Raw genomic sequence first — 17,338 nt, forward strand, 5'->3', positions numbered from 1 at the left:
TGAAATGAACGAATTGGTCGGCACATGCGGTGTTTGCGGTAAAGATTTATATTGCACAGACGGGTTTTTTCAAGGCTACATCATCGATGAAAAAAATATATGCTACACCTGTTTCGAGCAAAACAAAAAGGAATCTGACGAGTAACTACAGTCAAATTCCTGTTTAGTGCTTATTTGTTTTAGTATCATTTTAGCCGAAAGCGACCACCTGGAACAGATATCAACTACTTTCAAATCCAACAAAGTTTACGAAATTGAATGATCAACCACCACTAACTGGCGGAATAAAAGCAACCGTATCGCCATCTTTAACTTGATCAGTAAGCTCTACATATTCTTCATTCACTGCAACGAGTGCATGTTCAATCCCTTTGAGCGGCCCAACTTGATTTTGCAGCAGACCTCTGATTTCCTCTACTGAAAGGGGTGAGTTCACATCAATAGTTACTTTTTCAGTTTTTGCTTGTTGTGCTAAACCTGCAAATAATAAAATATGTACCACTACTTCTCCACTCCTTCTGGATGACCAGCAGGATAGGCTTCTGTTCCCTTTTGATTCCCAACCCACTCTTCACCATCTGTATAATGTTCCTTTTTCCAAATCGGAACAATTTCTTTAATCCGTTCAATCGCGTAGCGGCTTGCATCAAATGCATCTTGACGATGAGGTGTAGATACAGCGATTGTGACAGCAACATCGGATATTTGGAGTGTTCCGATTCGATGAGAAATAGCTGTTATTGCTTTTGGCCATTTCACAAGAATCTCTTCCCCTATTTTTTGGAGCTGTTTTTCAGCCATTGGTACATACGCTTCGTAATGAAGAAACTTGGTTTGTTTGTCACCGGTCATCTCTCGGACTGTTCCAATAAAAACGGAAACAGCTCCAGCATTATGATGGATCACTTGATCGATAACGTCTTGATTGTTAATAGGCTCATTCGTAATGTTAAACCGTTTCATGATCCTTTTCTCTCCTTATAGCCATTCAGTATGTATTGAACTAAGAAATCCAACCATTTTTCCTCATCCCACTTAAATTGAGGGGGATTTGTGTTTATTTTTACATCATTTTCATGGATAAGGGCAATAACAGTTTCTGACCGATTGAAAAGGTCTATGTCACCTTTTTTGTCACGAAGAAGCACTGCCCTTGGATACTGTATATTTTTGTATCCTTCTATTATAATACAATCCATTTTTAATACCGTATAAATCTCGATCAATTGGTTGATAGATAACTCAGTATCCATAGACAATATCGAGTTCTTTGCTGAAATTACACTCGTTATAGATGCACCAGCCGTTCTGTGTCGTTCTGTATCTTTGCCTGAATCGTTTAAGTCCAGTCTGTCATTGTGTCCGTGATGTTTTATTACTCCAGTTTGTATTTGATGTTCTTTTAATCTTTTGACCAGTTTCGTAATTACGGTTGTTTTTCCGCTGTTTTGGTAACCGACGACTTGGAGAATAACGGGTGATTCCACGGCCACTCACTCCCCTCTCCATGCCATGAAAGAACAGCTACCTCACTTCCTTTTGCCCACCCTCTTGTACCTCCCGGAAGGACAATGAGACAATTTGCTTCTATAAGTGATGAGACGGAGCTGGATTTATCCAGACCAGCAGGAGTCACAACTTTTTGATCACAGTCTTCTGATAAGGTTGCTCTAACAAATCGAGTAAAAGGATTGGCTTTAGGAAAATCACTTGCAAGTATGGCTTTTGTGACAGCACAATGCGGTTTATTCATTTTCATACCTGATAAAATAACTGGACGGACAAACAGTTCAGCACCCACAAAGCAAGCAGATGGGTTTCCGGATAGACCAAACAGCCATTTCCCTTCATGAACTGCGACCGTTGTTACACTGCCTGGTCTCATAGCAATCTTATTAAACAACACTTCTGCTTCTAGCTTTTCGTAAATTGCAGGAAGATAATCATAATCACCAACAGAAACACCGCCTGTAGTAATCACCATATCTGTTTCTTCAAGGCATTCTTTTACGTTTTGATACAATGAATCCAAATCATCTTCTTTGTGCTGATATAATTTCACTTCAGCTCCCATTGATCTTACCTGTGCTGCTATCATATAAGCATTACTGTTTCTAATCTTTCCGGGCTGCAGGTCTTCATGTACATCGAGAAGTTCAGTTCCTGTTGAAAGGATGCCGACGACAGGCTTTTTATAGACAGAAACTAGATGATAGCCAAATGTCGCGAGGATCGCAACAATGCCAGGGGTGATTTTTGTACCTTGTTTCACTAAAAGCTTTCCTTGCTGTGTATCTTCACCTTGAAACGAAATATTTTCATCCTTTTTAATAGATCGTTTTATTTCAATATACGAATTTTCTTGATCGGTCATTTCTTTTACCAGTTCTAGCATGATTACTGCGTCTGCACCATCTGGAATCTTTGCTCCGGTCATAATTCGAATAGCTGTACCGCTGTTAACCCTGCATGAAGCTACATGCCCCGCTCCAATAGCGTCAACTACTTTTAACCTAACTGGGTTGTTTTGGGATGCATGCTTCGTATCTTCCGAAAAGATAGCAAAACCATCATAGGGAGAACGGTTAAAAGGAGGAACATCATGTGTTGCTATGACATCTGTTGCTATTATTCGGTCATCACTCGCAACTAAAGGCAGTTTCTCCGTATCCCATAATCTTGAATAAGCCATGATTTTCTCTACAGCGTCAGCTACAGGAAGTGGTGTTCTTTTTTTAACAGGCAAGAGATTTCCTCCTTTAATTTTAATTTTTCAGAAAATAAAAACTTTTCAGTTTACTTTTGGAGACAAGTTTGTTATTATTTTTTTAAATTATGGAAAGGATGTTGATCATATGAAGGTTTCTTATGAATATTACCACCGTTCTGGCTTTAAAGTAACCATTACCGACATCCCAGAAGAGTTGAACGAACAAGGCGTTTTCTCACTTCGTATCATGCATTCCTTACAAAAACAAATCGACGAAATTGATCATATGTACCAGCCGAAGAGAACATATCGACTTAAACTGGAAGAAACGGGGTAAAGATTACACCGTTTCTTTTTTTACTTTCAGCTGTTCTGTGATCCATTCTACAGCATTTAAATAAGCAGCCCGCGAAACTTTATGTCCTGATGTTTTATCATTCATATAAACGGATTGACTGTTTTTAGTTAAAGTCTCAACGTATGGTTTAGCAAACTCATAAGGGATAACCGCATCGACTTCACTATGCCAAATAAATAAGGGTCTGTCATTTAATTTTTCAATATTACTTGTAAGATCATATTCCTTGATATAGGTCATGGACTTCTCAAGTTCATTAGTGGTAAGCGGAATTTCATAACCTGCTTTTTGTATTCTTTCAATTTGCCACCTTGCAAACTTTTCATGAGCTGGTGTTCCCATAAGTGCACATCCAGCCTTAATTTCAGGGTTATTTACAAGCGATCCGTACGTAATGATTGCCCCCATTGAAGTTCCACCAACGGCAATCTGGTCTTCTGTAACAAGTTCATTATCATTTGCCCAGTCGATAATTGCGTTAACATCCTGGATGCCTTGATGAACGATATTCCAGAAGTCGTAATCCATGCTTTTTGGAGGATTAGATAAAATTCGTTCACCATGATGAAGAGCATCTGGTAAAATAACTCGAAATCCTTTTTCTGCTAGAGAATAGGCAAAATGTAAATTATGTTCTTTTGCACTTGTGTATCCATGTATAAAAATAAACAGCGGCAAGCTTTTACCGGTATTTTCTCTTTTTTCAGCCATTAAGAAAGGAATATCTTTAACCGTTCCTTTTTGTATTAAAACCATAAAGCGTATCTCCTCTTTCTCTTTTTTTCCATCTTATCATGAGACATGTTTCTTTTTCATGAATGAAGACCTGTATGAATAGACTTTTTCTAAGTAAAATAATACACTTTACGTAAAGATTCTAAAAAAGGCAGGTACTTTCGTGACACAACCATACTTAATAGCACTTGATCTTGACGGTACGTTGTTAACAGATGAAAAGAAGATTCCCCGTAAGACAAAAGAAATTCTTTTTAAATTGATTGAACAAGGACACCATGTATGCATTTCTACTGGAAGACCGTTCCGCTCATCTAACATGTACTATGAAGAGCTTGAATTAAGAACCCCCATCGTAAATTTTAACGGAGCGTTTGTTCACCACCCGCATGATGCTGAATTTGGCATCCACCATTCACCACTTGAACTGGATGTTGCAAAGCGGATTATTACAGCCTGTGAAACGTTTAAAGTGAAAAATATTATGGTAGAGGTTTTGGATGACGTATATTTAAAAAGACCCGATGAAGTAATTGTGAACACTTTCATTATGAATGAAAATCCTCTTCAAATTGGTGACCTGCATCAAACACTAAAAGATGATCCGACAGCCATTTTAGTGCATCCAGAAGATCATCATATTGCAGAGCTTAGAGCAATGCTTGAAAAAGAACATGCTGAAGTAGTTGACCAAAGAGTCTGGGCAGCACCTTGGAACATTATTGAAGTCATCCGCTCAGGAATCAGCAAAGCAACAGGGTTAAAAAAAATCGCTGAATACTATAATATCCCACAAGAACGGATCATCGCTTTTGGTGATGAGGACAACGATTTTGAGATGATTGAATATGCAGGCCATGGTGTTGCAATGGGAAATGCTATTGATGAACTAAAAGACCGTGCAAATTATGTAACATTAACAAATCAAGAAGAAGGAATCGCACATTATTTAAAAAATGTTATGAAGTTGGTTTGATTTTCTTTGTTGCTTTTGGAAGAGGTTGATTTCCGTTTCAGGTGCTCGCTTTCCGCGAGGCAGGCGGTTAGCCACATTCGTACGCTTTACTCTTAAGTGTCTCACCTGCTCAGCCTGTCCTAGCCAAGAGTCTCGCCCTTATACTCTAATCAACTTTGGAAAGAGGACATTGAAAGAACTGTTCAAATAGCCAGCTCTTATAAAAAAGAAACAATCCGTTAATCTCCAGCTAAGAAATCAGCTGGGGATTTTTGTTTTTCCATTTCTTTTTATGATGGATTGATTGTAAGTCTACATATTGTAATCACTACGGTAAAAACTAATTCTATGGGAGAAAAGGAGGGATTCCAATGAGCAAAAAAAGCCGATCAAAACGCACCATTAAGCAAGGTGCAGATATGGTAAGCCAAGAAACAACAATGGCTTTTAGTAAAGATGAACAAGAAGGTCGCAAACGCGAAAAAGAAGAGAGAAATTCATTAGGAGGCATATAACGATGGCAAACAAATTATTTCAAATCGCTAAAAATGCTGTTCAGCAAGCTGTTGGTAAAGTGCAAAACTCTACACATGAGCTGAATAACAATATTTCTAACCATCATAATCCATCTCATACCGAACTTTCCGGGCATGATATGGAAGTTGCACAAAATGCTCTTTCTTCTGCGATGGCGAATTCTTCAGATGCAGAACGCGCACAGCTTGCTGAATTCCAAAAGCAGCTTGATGCACATTCTCATCCTGGAGCATCCCAAAATGCCCAATCTAAACACTTCACGTCTGGACAAACTGAACCCGGCCATTTAGAGTCTGGGCAGCCCCAATCTTTCTCTCAAGCGGCTGGCTTAAGTTTAGAAGACGCGCAGAGCTTATTGGAAGAAAATCCAGATTCATTAAAGTAAATAATGAATAAGATCAGCTTTCTCTTTTTAAGGAGAAAGCTGTTTTTTAGGAAATGTAATTGCTGTTAACATGTTTATTTTTCTTAATATCAATTCACTTAACTCTTCATAACCAAACTTATTGAAATGAAGTCCATCGTCAATTACATATTTTTGAATGTTTTTTTCAACAAGTGTTTCAAATAAAGGGACATAAGAGGTTCCTTCGTGTTTTGCGACCTTTTTTACAATCTGTGCGTATTTTTTCATTCTTTCATTTGTACGAGCTTTTTGCTGTTCTTCATAGACTGGGGCTGGGCTGATTAAGATCACTTTTTCTGCACCTATCTTGTTTACCATATATGTGAGGTTTTTTTCGTATTCTTTTAAAGGAATGAGCCTATGATCACTTGAATCGTTTGCGCCAAAAAGAATTGTCACAAAATCAGGATGATGACGTAACACATCGTCTTGCAATCTTACAAGAGCAGCTCTTGTCGTTTCTGCAGGTATACCAGCATTCATGACTACCCACTCCGTTAGCTCTTGCCTTAAACGGGAAGTTAATCTTAGCGAGCCATCTTTACTCTTTTCTTTTGAAGTGATGCTGTCTCCAAAACAAACAAGAGTTTTCATACATACTCATCTCCCTTTCGATACTGTTATTAAACTATTCGAAAGAAATTTCCATTTATCAAACGTCAAACACTCAATAAATTTGTTATAATGTGTTATGTGAAAGAGACATCTTACGTTGGCAGAGTAATTTTGGGGGCATTTTATGAAAATATATCGTGTAACGAATGAAGCTGAATCCCATATCATCGAAGAAATTGCACACTTATTCCTGCAGCAGAGGACGATGGATGGTGAGCCTGAAGAAAAATCCAGAACACTTGCGGGTATTAAAATGGCACTTGATCATCCTGATAAAAGCGGAATTATTGTTGCTGAAGAAGAAAATTCTGTGATTGGAATAGCCTTTTTTAATTTGGGAGTTAGTCTTCGCATCGGTGGACCTTATTTATGGTTAAACGAGCTTTATGTACACGAAGAACACCGAAATAAAGGGATTGCTCGAAAACTATTGCTTCATTTAATCTATTGGGCGGAACGAGATGGAATTAAATCTATTGAGCTTGAAACAGGAATCAACAATTCTGTCACGAAGCATTTGTATAACTCACTGGATTTTCATGATATCATCTCTAAAAGATATGCATTTCACTTTTAATTAAAATATGAAGGAGTGTTCAATCATGGCAATTGAATTTTCAATTCAACCTACACCAAACCCAAACGCAATAAAGTTTGATGGTTCAGAGAAATTTTTAGAAGGCAGACTTTCTGCACGCGTTGGGGATGACTCAGATTCAGCTCTTGCTAAAGCGTTGTTATCGATTGACGGCGTAGAATCAATCTTTGGATTTGAGAACTTTATTACGGTTAATAAAACAAATGATAGTGACTGGAATGAACTAATGCCAGAAATCCAAAAAGCATTGGAAGAGAATGCTTAAAAAATAACTTATCATCAGAAAACCAGCCTTTTTTATTATTGCAGGCTGGTTTTTTTATTTTAGATTTAGTTAAAGTTACTTAAACCTTTGTAATGGCACAGCAAGTAAATCTGTTCTTGCACCGTCTTTTGGACTGTAATAGAAAAGTTCCAGCATAAGCGTACCGTTTATAGGAAGATCTTCCGCTGGTATGTTGATCGTAAAAGAAAATGGCGCCCATGCTGGTGCACCCTCACTCGTTTGTTCATGATTCTCTACAAAAACGGTATGACCATCTGAAACCGAATAGGCAAACGAAGCTTCGAACACTCTCGCCTCTCCTGACACGTTGTATTTACCATCTTTGCCTGAAAATTGTATGTTTCGAAATGAGTTGTTCTGCACCTCTCCGATGCCGGATTGTAAGGTGAGGATTTCTTCAACTGTTAACTTTTCTGTATTAAGGGCTCCTGGGGAAATCTTACTTGGTGTAAAAGCTGCTTTCACTTTATAAATCCCAGCTTTTCTTTCTTCAGCAGAAACTTTCCACTTCGTTTTCCAAATATGGCTCGCACCAGCTTTTATCTGAACTTTTTCCGGTTTTTGCTCATAGCTTTTTCCTTTAGAATGTCTGAACACTTCTGTATTCGATGAATCTGTAACGGTTACGTCGAACATTTTAGAATCATTGAAACTGAGCGTTACCGTGTGATTGCTATGATTTTCAATAACAGCCAAAAAGTCTATCCCATCATTTCGTTGTTGAATAGATAGCACAGGATTTAACTGAGAGCTAATTTCTCCAGTTTCTTTTTCGTTTTTCTTTTCTTCTTTCGTGCATGCAGAAAGAAAAATTGATGTTATAAGAATGATTGATAAAAACATAAAGAAAAGATACTTTGTTTTTTGCATCATAGAGATGATCACCTCCATTACATTTTTACCTTTATATGGTGAATTTATAGAAAACATGCACAAATAAAACACGGTATGGATATTGTCCATACCGTGTGTACAAATTCAAGAGTTTTGTATTTGTTTGGGGTCAGACCCCATTAGTCATTTCTGAAGAAGCCGTAGATGCCTGTGGTGTGAACGATATTCGTAAAGGCATTCGGATCAACTTCTTTTAGCACTTGCTCAAGGTCATATAATTCATACCGGGTAATGACAATGATCAGCATTTCTTTGTCTTGCTTAGAAAACGCCCCTTTAGCGGGAATAATTGTAATACCACGAACCATTTTACCGTGGATTGCTTCTTGAATCTCTTTTCCTTTTTTCGTGACTATCATCGCTGTGAGCTTTTCGTGACGCGTATGTACGGCGTCAATAACTCGAGATGATACGTAAAGCGCAACAAGTGTGTAAAGCGCTTTTTCCCACCCGAAGAGAAATCCAGCAGCAAGAATGATTAATCCATTAAGGACAAAAAAGTAACCACCGATCGGTTTGTTTTTCATTCTTGAAAGTATCATTGCTATGATATCGAGTCCTCCTGTGGATGCCCCGTACTTTAAAGTGATTCCTACACCTAATGCAGCGATTACTCCTCCAAACACAGCATTCAGCAAGATATCAGATGAAACAACAGTTATTGGAATGATTTCAAGGAAAGCGGTTATCATGATAACACTTAAGAAGCTATAGATTGTAAATGACTTTCCTACCTTCATCCAGCCTAGGATGGTAACCGGAATATTAAACAATAAATATAAAATACCAGTACTAATTGGAAAAGCCGTATTAACAAGCAAAGAAGATATTAGCTGTGAAACCCCAGTAAATCCGCTTGCATAGACTTTTGCAGGAATTAAAAACATGTTAAGAGAAACGGCGTTTAATAAAGATCCTAAAATAATAAAAAAGATTTTCTTTAATTCTGTTATACCAAGATCGCTTAGGCGAAAACGTTCTGTCATATGTGAGGGTCCCTCCTTTCTTAATCCAAGATTCATTTTTAACAGAAAACGATGTACTCCGTCAATAGTCAAATCAGCTATTTTTAATACATGATCATTGCCTTTTCATTCCATCACAAGTTAAACTATAGAAAAAAGCCAAGCGGGTGAATTAACATGATTACGATAATTACTGATACAGGTTCAGATTTACCTAAACAGATTTTAGATGAGTATGAAATTACGATGCTCCCTTTAGTGGTTCAGGTAAATAATGAAGAGTTTCTCGATCGATCCAATATTGAACCGAAGCAGCTATATACATACATGAAGGAAGGCTCTGTCCCAAAAACAGCACAAGTTCCTCCTTCCATAATTAAAGAAACTTTAACATCTTGCGCTAGAAATAAACAACCAGCCATCTATGTAACACTGTCATCTGGGATTAGCGGTACTTATCAAACTGCTGTACTTATGAAAAACGAAGTGCTTGAAGAGTATCCAGACGCTCAAATTGAAGTCTTTGATAGTCAGTCAGCATCATTAGGGTACGGCTTAATGGTTTACGAAGCAGCCAAAGAGGCCAGAGATGGAAAGTCTTTTGATGAAATCATACATACGCTTCAACATTACCGTAATCATCTTGAACATATTTTTACCGTTGATGACCTCGAATATTTATTGCGAGGTGGACGAGTCAGTAAAACCGCAGCAGTTATGGGTACTCTTTTAAAAATCAAACCCGTTCTGCATATGGAAGACGGGAAACTGTTTCCTCTAGAAAAATTGCGCGGAAAGAAAAAAGTCCTTGGCCGTATGGTAGAAATTATGAAAGAACGCGCTGCGTCCCTTAATGACATTACAATCGGGATCAGCCATGCAGATGATACCGAAACGGCCCAAGCTTTGAAAGAACTTATTATTGAAGAGACCGGAAACAAAAACATCTTGATTACGATGATCGGCTGTGCAATCGGTGCTCATGCAGGTCCAGGAACAATCGCGTTATTCTTCTTAAATACACCTAAAAAAGTTTCTTAAAACATTATGAATAAACGATTACCTTCTGACAGATGTTAGTGACAGGAGGGATATTGATGACACATCGTTATACGAAAGATAACAATAAGCGTCCTGAAGATAATCAGGCAATGAACCAATTGAAGAATGAAGCAGAACGTGAAATAAAGCAAAAAGGCAAACAGCCCTATTCAAAAAAGCCAGATCATCTATAGTTAGATATATGAAAAAGCCCCCTGAGTCAGGGAGCTTTTTTTCTATTGAGAACCGTTATCTAATGATAGGAAATTTAATAGTAAAACACGTGAAGTCTTCTCCAGAACTTACATCGATTGATCCGTTGTGCTTTTCAACGATTTGTTTACAGACAGATAGACCAAGACCAGTACCAAGAGATTTTGTTGTAACGAACGGCTCAAATACGTTCTCTAGCAAATATCCAGGTATGGGATTTCCGTTGTTGCAAATGGCTAGATCAACAGTTTGATTTTCGTTTCTTTTTATAGAAACTCTTATCTTCCTTTCGCCATCCAAGCCGCTTAGCTCTTCTACAGCATTAACAAGGATATTTAATAATACTTGCTTGATTTGTGCGCTATCCCCTTCAATAATGGCTTTCTCACCAATCTCAGCACTCGTAACAATATTTGCCTCTGTAAACCGAGGATACATGAAATCCATCATTTCCTGAAGCAGGGATGATAGTGGAATCTTTTCAAGCTTATCTTCTAAGCCTCTCATTTTTGATAAATAAAGAAACTGGGTGATTTTTTCTTCAAGGCTTTGCATTTCATTTTGAATGATTTCAAAGTAATACTGAGATTGATCCGTTTTTTCCAGCTCTTTTTGCAGCAGATAGATGAATCCCTTTACAGATGTGAGCGGGTTACGGAATTCATGTGCAAAGCTTGCCGCAATCTGGCCAAGCATAGTTAATCGATCATGGTGCATCTCTTGAATGAATTGATTTTTTCGCTCAATAATTGAATCTTTAAGTGCTGTGTACTCCTTCACGCTTAAAAATACAAGCTGGTCAAAATAACGCTGCATTTTTAAGACACCCTCGCCTTTTGCTTGGTCATTTAATAATGAACACATTAAAAGCTCATACACGATACTGCGGCCAACATTTATGTTGTGGACAAAATCCCCTACGTTCGCTTTAGCTTCAATCCGTTCTTTGGCAATCTTGGTTGTTAATGCATGCAATCTTTCAAGTGACCCTGTTTCCAAATAATAGATCAGTTCTACAATCGTTTGATGTCCGTTCTTTTTTACTTCCTCATAGAAAGGGTCATTTTGAGGCAACAGTACTCTTTCCAGCCATTTTTCCACAATGCTTGATTTTTGTTCGCTTAGAAAATGAGCGAGTTCTGTATTTATTTTTATGTTTGTACTGCTATCCAATATAATCACCCTTTAAGTAAAACAAATTCTCCCCCCATTATGAATGATATTCCTTCTTTCTACAATGCATTGTCGAAATCTGTATATTCTATGGAAAAATATACATGAAGTATTACACTATGGAGAAACTATCACATAAATGAGTAAACGAAAGGATGGTTTCCATGCATACGATGTGGAAAGGTGCAATCAGCTTTGGGTTAGTAAACATACCGATCAAGCTGTTTGCTGCTACGGAAAATAAGGATATAAAAATGAGGTATCTTCACGAAAAGTGCCATAGTCCTGTTCAATATGAAAAGATCTGTCCCGTTTGTGAAGAGACAGTAGATTCAAAAGAAATTGTAAAAGGGTACGAATACGAACCAGGAAAATTTGTCGTGGTAGAAAAAGAAGAATTAGATGAACTTGCAGGTGTTTCTGATAAATCCATTGAAATCATTGATTTTATTCAATTAGAAGAAATTGATCCTATTTTCTACAATCGGTCCTATTTTATTGGCCCTGGAGAGAATGGAATAAAATCATTTGCTCTTCTCAAGAAAGCAATGGAAGACACCGGGAAAATTGGATTAGCAAAATTCACGCTTAGATCAAAAGAACATCTTGCTGCCGTTCGCGTTTATAAGAATGGCCTTGTTTTGGAGACCATTTTTTATCCAGACGAAGTTCGAAATATTGACCACGTACCTGGTTTAACAGACGATGTTTCTTTGAATGAAAAAGAAGTTGATATGGCAAAACAGCTGATTGAACAATTAACTTCTCCGTTTGAACCAGAAAAATATGAGGATGAATACCGTGAAGCCGTTTTGGAATTGATCAATAGTAAGATCTCGGGTGATGAAGTTAAGGTTGCTAAAGAAAAGCCAAAAACAAATGTGGTCGACTTAATGGAAGCACTTCAAGCGTCGATCAACGAGAGTAAAGGAAAAGAAACGGTTAGTAAAGAGAAAAAAACAAAAGAAACTTCTTCCCAAAAAGCATCGGGTGAAACGAAAGCAAAAAAGAAAAAGTCATCCGCTAAAAAGAAAGCGAGTTCATGATTAATCGGTTTTTAAAACCCATGCTCCCTTCTCTTTCAACGGATCTGCCTAAAGGTGAGAATTGGGTATATGAAGTAAAATATGATGGTTTCAGATGTCTATTATATTGGGACGAATCATCGATCATCATGACTTCTCGAAACGGTCACGAGCTTCACACGATTTTCCCAGAGATTCCTTACTACTTAAAAAATCTTCAGGGAAAGATTAAACACCTACTTCCCCTATTAATCGACGGAGAGCTTTGTATACTTGAAAATCAGTTTAAGGCGAGCTTTGAACAAATTCAAAAGAGAGGAAGACTCAAACAAAATGATAGAATCAAAAAAGCATCTGAACTCTTTCCTTCTTCTTTTTGTTCTTTCGATCTACTGGCACTAGAAGGCAAGTATATCTATCAGCAGCTTTTTTTACAAAGAAAGGAAAAATTGCAACATCTGCTTCATATGCTTGGTGTTCATACAGATGAAGTGTCCCTTACTAGCCCTATTAATTATATTCCTTTCACTTCTGACAAAGTAAAACTCGAGAAGACTGTTCAGACTCACGAGAGTGAAGGGATCGTTGCAAAGGATATTACGAATAAATGGTCGCCTGGAGAAAGGGCAAACAAATGGATCAAAGTGAAAAACCTAAGAGTAAACACATTTTTTATTCTTGGTTATGATACCGAAAACGGCTTTTTCCATGTGGGGGTTATAAAAGACCAAACCGTTTTCTTTACAGGATTGTTTTCTCATGGAATTTCTCCTGAAGAGAAAGAAGCATTAATTCAAATTGTGAAAAAGAATCAAAACGGAAAGTCAGGTTCTTTCATATCGTTAGAACCTTCTATATGTGTAGACCTATCCTATTTGGAGCTGTATAAGAATCAATTAAGACAGCCTAGGTTTGTATCTTTTCGATTTGATGTACATTGGGAGGAATGCACATGGGAAAGCCTGCAAAAGAGCCATTAAACCTTAACGTTAACGGTGAAGTTGTTACATTAACCAGTCCGGATAAGCCCCTTTGGCCAGAACTACATATTGTAAAGGTGGAATATATTAATTACTTGACTCAACTTGCTCCCTACATGCTCCCTTTTTTAAGAGACCGTGCTTTGACCGTCATCAGGTATCCTCATGGTGTTGGCGATGAGCGGTTTTATCAAAAAAATTGCCCAGATTATGCCCCACCGTTTGTAAATACTGTTAAGGAAGATGATATCAATTATATCGTGTGCAACAACTTGCCAACGTTGCTGTGGCTGGGCAATCAGCTTGCGTTCGAGTTTCATATTCCTTACCGGACATCTAGTACCAGTTACCCATCTGAGATCGTAATGGATCTTGACCCGCCTTCACGAAATGAGTTCCAGCTCTCTGTAGAAGCAGCCATTATGATCAAAGAGATTTGCGACAAGTTAAACCTTTCTACATTTATTAAGACTAGTGGTAATAAAGGAATGCAAATTTATATTCCCCTTCCTGATGGTAAGGTAACTTTTGACGAATCACGCCTCTTTACAGAGTTCCTCGCTCATTATTTGATTCAACAAGAACCTAAATGGTTTACGATTGAACGATTGAAAAAGAATCGCGGAAACCGATGTTATGTGGATTATATTCAGCATGCTGAAGGTAAAACGATTATCGCCCCTTACTCGGTAAGAGGTAATGAGGATGCGCTTGTTGCAACACCGTTACACTGGCATGAAGTGAACCAGTCTTTAAGGCCCGAAATGTTCCCTTTAAACGTAATAAATGACCGGGTGAAAGATGTCGGCGATCCGTTTAAAGACTTTTTTAAAGCAAAAAGTAATCAGCCGATCCTGCCTGTCATAAAAGCACTCAAAGAAAAAAGCCTCTAAGGAGATAAAAGAATCTTCTTTAGGCTTCGTTGTTAGTGTAAGGGGTTGATTTCCGTTACAGGTGCTCGCTTTCCGCTGGCAGGCGGTGAGCCACATTCGAAAAGGAACCCTTATTTCACACTGCTGCAAGTTTGTCGCTTCACTAATTCAAATGGTACGACAACTCGCTTTGCTGGTTTATCAGGTGTATTGATGCATTCTAGCAATCCTTTAGCCGCTTCATAACCAAGTTTAAATATATTAATATCTACAGAAGTTAATGAAGGTGATGAAAGCTCTGATAACATAACATTATTAAAGCTCAATAACGATATATCATCTGGAACACTTACTCCTAATTCGTTTAGTGTACTTAGGACCCCAAATGACATAACATCATCAATCACAAGAAGTGCGGATGGAGGCTCTTTTAAGGCAAGTAGTTCTTTAACCGCTTCCTGCCCTCCTTCTTTTAAAAACTCTTCATGAACAATATATTCGTCTTTGTATGGTAGCCCTGCGTTTCGAATGGCTTTTTCATAACCTAATAACCGGTCGATGGTTACGACTAAATTTAAATTTCCACCTACAAAACCGATTCGTTCATGACCGAGTGAAATCAAATATTCCGTCATTTCTTGTGCAGCCTTAAAGTTATCATTGTCTATATGCGTTATGCTTTCCGCGTTCTTAAATGGCTTACCAATAACAGTAAACGGGAATTTCTGTTCTTGCAAATAGCACATGATACGGTCATCCACACGGGAATATAACATTACGATTCCATCAACGCGACGCCCTTGCACCATACGGACAACACCTTCAAATATTTCATCTTCCGTATTCCCCGTTGACATATATAAGGCATATTCTTGTTCGTGAGCAATTGTACTGATCCCTCTGATAACTTCTGGAAAGAAGGGATTTTGGAATGCTTTATCAGCCGAACTTGGCATAACAAGTCCAATGGCTTGGGTGCTTCGGTTTGCTAAACTTCTAGCATTGAAGTTTGGATGATAGCCAAGATAGTCCATTGCTTCTTTTACTTTTCGTTTTGTTTTTTCAGAGATACGAGGGTTGTTTGCGATTACTCTTGATACAGTAGACGGAGCAACATCTGCTAATTTTGCTACATCTTTTATTGTAACTGACATGTTATAGTCCCCCTTTCAGACTATTTGGCTTTGTGTATACGCTTACTTAATCCTACATCATTGTATAGAATTTCTAGTAAAAAAGAAATATTAATTATTTTGGATTTGTTAAACAATGTAGCGCTTGAAAGTGGTTGATCTCCGTTACAGATGCTCGCTTTCCGCGGGGCAGGCGGTGAGCCCCTTGCCGCTTTGCGCCCTTAAGGGTCTCACCTGACCGCTTGTCCTAGCCGTAGTCTCGCATCTTTCACTGCAATCAACTTGACAATGAAGAAAATGAAACAAGAATCAAGAACGCTTATTTCTTTTTAATAGATAGAGAATAATACCAGCTGCGACAATTAGTCCACAGGCTAGAATATATGTCATCCATTGAGTGTCGGCCTTTTGTACCGAATAAATCTGCACCTTTTCTCCGTCTAGAGTCAAGTCGACTTTGTTTTTCTTTACCTTAATTTCATCTTTGTTTAGGAGACTCACTAGCTTTCTATCTTGTAAGTCCTTATCTGCAAATGAAATGGTATTTTTCTTTTTATCATTGTTATAGACCATATAAAGTGTTTCATCTTTATATGATCGCTTAAAGACCGCTGTTCCCCCTTGATCAACCAACATCGAATAATCTCCGCGGCGAAGAGCAGGGTGTTTTTGTCTTAGCTTCCCTAGTTTGGCTGTGAAAGCCTCCATATTCTTATTCTGTGAAAAATCCATCATTCTGCGGTTGTCAGGATCTTTTGCACCATCCATCATGTGCTCTGTTCCTTGGTAAAGAATTGGAATTCCAGGTGCAGTATAAAGATAAGTTAAAGCCATTTTAAGTCTTTTCTCTGGATCTTCTTGCTTTAACAGCACTTCACGCACAAATCGAGTGTTGTCGTGATTATCAATAAAGTTTCCTAATGTATAAGGGTCTTTATAATAAAATTTGTTTCTTTCCCATACTGCATTCAGTTCAGAAAGTGATTGTCCGCTTTGTCTAAAGATACGGACCATTTCATTAAACAATGGATAATCAACAAACGATCCAATTCCTGCTTTGTTGTAATCTGCAATATATCTTGGGTCGTTGTGCCATACTTCACCAATTAAGTAAAAGCCGGGCTTGGTTTGCTTAACACGGTCAGAGAATTCTCTCCAAAAATCTTTTGGAACGTGTTTTACTGTATCTAAACGATAGCCGTCAATATCCGTTTCTTTTATCCAATACTCGGCCATATCCAAAAGATACTTTCGTGTTTCTGGATTTTCTGTATTGAGGTCAGGCAGCCCTGCCAGCCAACCGTTTTCTACTTCTTGTTGATTATCCCAGTTTCCGATCTCCATCTGCGGATGAAACCAGTCCTTTTTTTCTGCGTCAACTAACCATGGGTGCTGATATCCAGTGTGATTTACGACTAAATCTACTATTACTTTAATGTCACGGTCATGAGCTTGTTTCACTAACTTCTTTAAATCTTCCTTAGAGCCAAAATGCTCTTCCGTTTCGTAAAAGTCCTCTGTCCAGTAACCGTGGTACCCTTTTGTCTCGTTTTTAACGACAGGCGTCAGCCAAATGGCTGTTACACCAAGGTCACTTAAATAATCAAGCTTTTCAATAATCCCTTTAAAATCACCGCCATGATAGGCTAGAGGATCATTTAAATCCACTTCAAAGTCATTGCTTTTATCTCCATTATGAAACCTGTCTACCATAATAAAGTAGATCGTTTCATCTCTCCATGATCGCTCTTCCTTTTTTTCTGCAAGCGCTTTATTTTGAACAGATAAAAAAAGAAGAAACGCTAAGCCTAAGAACATCATTCTTTTGACCATCGCCGTTCC

Annotated in this window: 23 protein-coding genes; 12 read left to right on the forward strand and 11 right to left on the reverse strand. The window is 38.0% G+C overall.

The features are described from left to right. Positions 1–4 precede the first annotated feature (4 nt). Complete coding sequence (locus tag AWM68_RS21790) at positions 5–145, forward strand: hypothetical protein (RefSeq protein ID WP_197468214.1); 141 nt, start codon at positions 5–7, stop codon at positions 143–145. Between the two features lie 117 nt (positions 146–262). Here AWM68_RS21790 and moaD read toward each other — a convergent pair whose 3' ends face one another. The 4 genes from moaD to AWM68_RS20635 are packed head-to-tail and all read right to left on the reverse strand — an operon-like array spanning position 263 to position 2,746. Then, on the reverse strand, positions 263–502 hold the full coding sequence (gene moaD / locus AWM68_RS20620; protein ID WP_066246011.1) for a molybdopterin converting factor subunit 1: 240 nt from the start codon (positions 500–502) through the stop codon (positions 263–265). Further along, the gene (locus AWM68_RS20625) at positions 502–963 is read right to left on the reverse strand and encodes a molybdenum cofactor biosynthesis protein MoaE (protein ID WP_066246012.1); all 462 of its coding nucleotides are present in this window, start codon (positions 961–963) and stop codon (positions 502–504) included. Before AWM68_RS20625 ends, moaD begins: the two co-directional genes overlap by 1 nt. Further along, positions 960–1,487 carry a molybdopterin-guanine dinucleotide biosynthesis protein B gene (gene mobB / locus AWM68_RS20630; RefSeq protein WP_066246013.1) on the reverse strand — a complete coding sequence of 176 codons (528 nt, stop codon included), beginning with the start codon at positions 1,485–1,487 and terminating at the stop codon, positions 960–962. Before mobB ends, AWM68_RS20625 begins: the two co-directional genes overlap by 4 nt. Further along, a complete protein-coding gene (locus AWM68_RS20635) occupies positions 1,427–2,746 on the reverse strand; it encodes a molybdopterin molybdotransferase MoeA (RefSeq protein WP_269446804.1) in 1,320 nt (439 codons plus the stop codon). The genes mobB and AWM68_RS20635 overlap by 61 nt, the downstream gene beginning before the upstream one ends. A 109-nt stretch (positions 2,747–2,855) precedes the next feature. Here AWM68_RS20635 and AWM68_RS21625 point away from each other — a divergent pair, with 109 nt between their 5' ends. Next, positions 2,856–3,047 carry a hypothetical protein gene (locus AWM68_RS21625; protein ID WP_156488493.1) on the forward strand — a complete coding sequence of 64 codons (192 nt, stop codon included), beginning with the start codon at positions 2,856–2,858 and terminating at the stop codon, positions 3,045–3,047. A 3-nt stretch (positions 3,048–3,050) separates the two neighbouring features. Here the strand turns inward: AWM68_RS21625 and AWM68_RS20645 are convergent, their stop codons facing one another. After that, the gene (locus AWM68_RS20645; protein ID WP_066246015.1) at positions 3,051–3,824 is read right to left on the reverse strand and encodes an alpha/beta fold hydrolase; all 774 of its coding nucleotides are present in this window, start codon (positions 3,822–3,824) and stop codon (positions 3,051–3,053) included. 142 nt (positions 3,825–3,966) lie between these two features. Between AWM68_RS20645 and AWM68_RS20650 the strand changes: the two genes are divergently transcribed. The 3 genes from AWM68_RS20650 to AWM68_RS22165 all read left to right on the forward strand — a co-directional run bounded on the left by AWM68_RS20650 (position 3,967) and on the right by AWM68_RS22165 (position 5,680). Continuing rightward, complete coding sequence (locus AWM68_RS20650; protein ID WP_066246016.1) at positions 3,967–4,779, forward strand: Cof-type HAD-IIB family hydrolase; 813 nt, start codon at positions 3,967–3,969, stop codon at positions 4,777–4,779. A gap of 350 nt (positions 4,780–5,129) precedes the next feature. Further along, complete coding sequence (locus AWM68_RS21630) at positions 5,130–5,273, forward strand: hypothetical protein (protein ID WP_156488494.1); 144 nt, start codon at positions 5,130–5,132, stop codon at positions 5,271–5,273. Between the two features lie 2 nt (positions 5,274–5,275). Continuing rightward, positions 5,276–5,680 (forward strand): DUF3813 domain-containing protein, encoded by a 405-nt coding sequence (locus AWM68_RS22165; protein WP_066246017.1) that lies wholly within the window; start codon positions 5,276–5,278, stop codon positions 5,678–5,680. 27 nt (positions 5,681–5,707) lie between these two features. On the opposite strand, the gene AWM68_RS20660 is transcribed toward AWM68_RS22165, so the two are convergent. After that, on the reverse strand, positions 5,708–6,295 hold the full coding sequence (locus tag AWM68_RS20660) for a GDSL-type esterase/lipase family protein (protein ID WP_066246018.1): 588 nt from the start codon (positions 6,293–6,295) through the stop codon (positions 5,708–5,710). A 145-nt stretch (positions 6,296–6,440) separates the two neighbouring features. Between AWM68_RS20660 and AWM68_RS20665 the strand changes: the two genes are divergently transcribed. Both AWM68_RS20665 and AWM68_RS20670 read left to right on the forward strand, forming a co-directional pair. Beyond that, positions 6,441–6,893 carry a GNAT family N-acetyltransferase gene (locus AWM68_RS20665; RefSeq protein ID WP_066246019.1) on the forward strand — a complete coding sequence of 151 codons (453 nt, stop codon included), beginning with the start codon at positions 6,441–6,443 and terminating at the stop codon, positions 6,891–6,893. 25 nt (positions 6,894–6,918) lie between these two features. Further along, a complete protein-coding gene (locus AWM68_RS20670) occupies positions 6,919–7,179 on the forward strand; it encodes a NifU N-terminal domain-containing protein (protein ID WP_066246020.1) in 261 nt (86 codons plus the stop codon). Positions 7,180–7,254: 75 nt separating this feature from the next. On the opposite strand, the gene AWM68_RS20675 is transcribed toward AWM68_RS20670, so the two are convergent. Continuing rightward, positions 7,255–8,073, reverse strand: a complete 819-nt coding sequence (locus AWM68_RS20675; RefSeq protein WP_066246021.1) for a BsuPI-related putative proteinase inhibitor — start codon at positions 8,071–8,073, stop codon at positions 7,255–7,257. 140 nt (positions 8,074–8,213) lie between these two features. Continuing rightward, positions 8,214–9,080 (reverse strand): YitT family protein, encoded by an 867-nt coding sequence (locus tag AWM68_RS20680; protein ID WP_066246022.1) that lies wholly within the window; start codon positions 9,078–9,080, stop codon positions 8,214–8,216. A gap of 156 nt (positions 9,081–9,236) precedes the next feature. Between AWM68_RS20680 and AWM68_RS20685 the strand changes: the two genes are divergently transcribed. Both AWM68_RS20685 and AWM68_RS21795 read left to right on the forward strand, forming a co-directional pair. Beyond that, complete coding sequence (locus AWM68_RS20685; RefSeq protein ID WP_066246023.1) at positions 9,237–10,100, forward strand: DegV family protein; 864 nt, start codon at positions 9,237–9,239, stop codon at positions 10,098–10,100. Between the two features lie 56 nt (positions 10,101–10,156). After that, positions 10,157–10,294 carry a hypothetical protein gene (locus tag AWM68_RS21795; protein WP_197468215.1) on the forward strand — a complete coding sequence of 46 codons (138 nt, stop codon included), beginning with the start codon at positions 10,157–10,159 and terminating at the stop codon, positions 10,292–10,294. Positions 10,295–10,349: 55 nt separating this feature from the next. On the opposite strand, the gene AWM68_RS20690 is transcribed toward AWM68_RS21795, so the two are convergent. Then, entirely contained in the window at positions 10,350–11,486 is a 1,137-nt protein-coding gene (locus AWM68_RS20690) for a histidine kinase N-terminal domain-containing protein (RefSeq protein WP_066246024.1), read from the reverse strand. A 164-nt stretch (positions 11,487–11,650) separates the two neighbouring features. Here AWM68_RS20690 and AWM68_RS20695 point away from each other — a divergent pair, with 164 nt between their 5' ends. The 3 genes from AWM68_RS20695 to ligD are packed head-to-tail and all read left to right on the forward strand — an operon-like array spanning position 11,651 to position 14,384. Next, positions 11,651–12,532, forward strand: coding sequence for a Ku protein (locus AWM68_RS20695; RefSeq protein ID WP_066246025.1), 882 nt, complete (start codon positions 11,651–11,653; stop codon positions 12,530–12,532). After that, positions 12,529–13,491 (forward strand): RNA ligase family protein, encoded by a 963-nt coding sequence (locus tag AWM68_RS21935; RefSeq protein WP_066246026.1) that lies wholly within the window; start codon positions 12,529–12,531, stop codon positions 13,489–13,491. Before AWM68_RS20695 ends, AWM68_RS21935 begins: the two co-directional genes overlap by 4 nt. Further along, positions 13,464–14,384, forward strand: a complete 921-nt coding sequence (gene ligD, locus AWM68_RS21940) for a non-homologous end-joining DNA ligase (RefSeq protein ID WP_066246027.1) — start codon at positions 13,464–13,466, stop codon at positions 14,382–14,384. Before AWM68_RS21935 ends, ligD begins: the two co-directional genes overlap by 28 nt. Positions 14,385–14,494: 110 nt before the next feature. Here ligD and AWM68_RS20710 read toward each other — a convergent pair whose 3' ends face one another. Beyond that, positions 14,495–15,517 (reverse strand): LacI family DNA-binding transcriptional regulator, encoded by a 1,023-nt coding sequence (locus AWM68_RS20710; protein ID WP_066246028.1) that lies wholly within the window; start codon positions 15,515–15,517, stop codon positions 14,495–14,497. Positions 15,518–15,805: 288 nt separating this feature from the next. Then, positions 15,806–17,329, reverse strand: a complete 1,524-nt coding sequence (locus tag AWM68_RS20715) for an alpha-amylase family glycosyl hydrolase (RefSeq protein WP_066246029.1) — start codon at positions 17,327–17,329, stop codon at positions 15,806–15,808. Between the last annotated feature and the right edge of the window lie 9 nt (positions 17,330–17,338).

The sequence above is a fragment of the Fictibacillus phosphorivorans genome, assembly GCF_001619875.1.
In the GTDB taxonomy this organism is placed as follows: Bacteria; Bacillota; Bacilli; order Bacillales; family Fictibacillaceae; genus Fictibacillus; species Fictibacillus phosphorivorans_B.

What these genes read in the sequence shown, in the direction of transcription:
- AWM68_RS21790 (WP_197468214.1), top strand. Translation starts at nt 5, where the DNA reads ATGAACGAATTGGTCGGCACATGCGGTGTTTGCGGTAAAGATTTATAT.
- AWM68_RS20625 (WP_066246012.1), bottom strand. Translation starts at nt 963, where the DNA reads ATGAAACGGTTTAACATTACGAATGAGCCTATTAACAATCAAGACGTT.
- AWM68_RS21625 (WP_156488493.1), top strand. Translation starts at nt 2,856, where the DNA reads ATGAAGGTTTCTTATGAATATTACCACCGTTCTGGCTTTAAAGTAACC.
- AWM68_RS20645 (WP_066246015.1), bottom strand. Translation starts at nt 3,824, where the DNA reads ATGGTTTTAATACAAAAAGGAACGGTTAAAGATATTCCTTTCTTAATG.
- AWM68_RS21630 (WP_156488494.1), top strand. Translation starts at nt 5,130, where the DNA reads ATGAGCAAAAAAAGCCGATCAAAACGCACCATTAAGCAAGGTGCAGAT.
- AWM68_RS22165 (WP_066246017.1), top strand. Translation starts at nt 5,276, where the DNA reads ATGGCAAACAAATTATTTCAAATCGCTAAAAATGCTGTTCAGCAAGCT.
- AWM68_RS20660 (WP_066246018.1), bottom strand. Translation starts at nt 6,295, where the DNA reads ATGAAAACTCTTGTTTGTTTTGGAGACAGCATCACTTCAAAAGAAAAG.
- AWM68_RS20665 (WP_066246019.1), top strand. Translation starts at nt 6,441, where the DNA reads ATGAAAATATATCGTGTAACGAATGAAGCTGAATCCCATATCATCGAA.
- AWM68_RS20670 (WP_066246020.1), top strand. Translation starts at nt 6,919, where the DNA reads ATGGCAATTGAATTTTCAATTCAACCTACACCAAACCCAAACGCAATA.
- AWM68_RS20675 (WP_066246021.1), bottom strand. Translation starts at nt 8,073, where the DNA reads ATGATGCAAAAAACAAAGTATCTTTTCTTTATGTTTTTATCAATCATT.
- AWM68_RS20680 (WP_066246022.1), bottom strand. Translation starts at nt 9,080, where the DNA reads ATGACAGAACGTTTTCGCCTAAGCGATCTTGGTATAACAGAATTAAAG.
- AWM68_RS20685 (WP_066246023.1), top strand. Translation starts at nt 9,237, where the DNA reads ATGATTACGATAATTACTGATACAGGTTCAGATTTACCTAAACAGATT.
- AWM68_RS21795 (WP_197468215.1), top strand. Translation starts at nt 10,157, where the DNA reads ATGACACATCGTTATACGAAAGATAACAATAAGCGTCCTGAAGATAAT.
- AWM68_RS20695 (WP_066246025.1), top strand. Translation starts at nt 11,651, where the DNA reads ATGCATACGATGTGGAAAGGTGCAATCAGCTTTGGGTTAGTAAACATA.
- AWM68_RS21935 (WP_066246026.1), top strand. Translation starts at nt 12,529, where the DNA reads ATGATTAATCGGTTTTTAAAACCCATGCTCCCTTCTCTTTCAACGGAT.
- ligD (WP_066246027.1), top strand. Translation starts at nt 13,464, where the DNA reads ATGGGAAAGCCTGCAAAAGAGCCATTAAACCTTAACGTTAACGGTGAA.
- AWM68_RS20710 (WP_066246028.1), bottom strand. Translation starts at nt 15,517, where the DNA reads ATGTCAGTTACAATAAAAGATGTAGCAAAATTAGCAGATGTTGCTCCG.
- AWM68_RS20715 (WP_066246029.1), bottom strand. Translation starts at nt 17,329, where the DNA reads ATGGTCAAAAGAATGATGTTCTTAGGCTTAGCGTTTCTTCTTTTTTTA.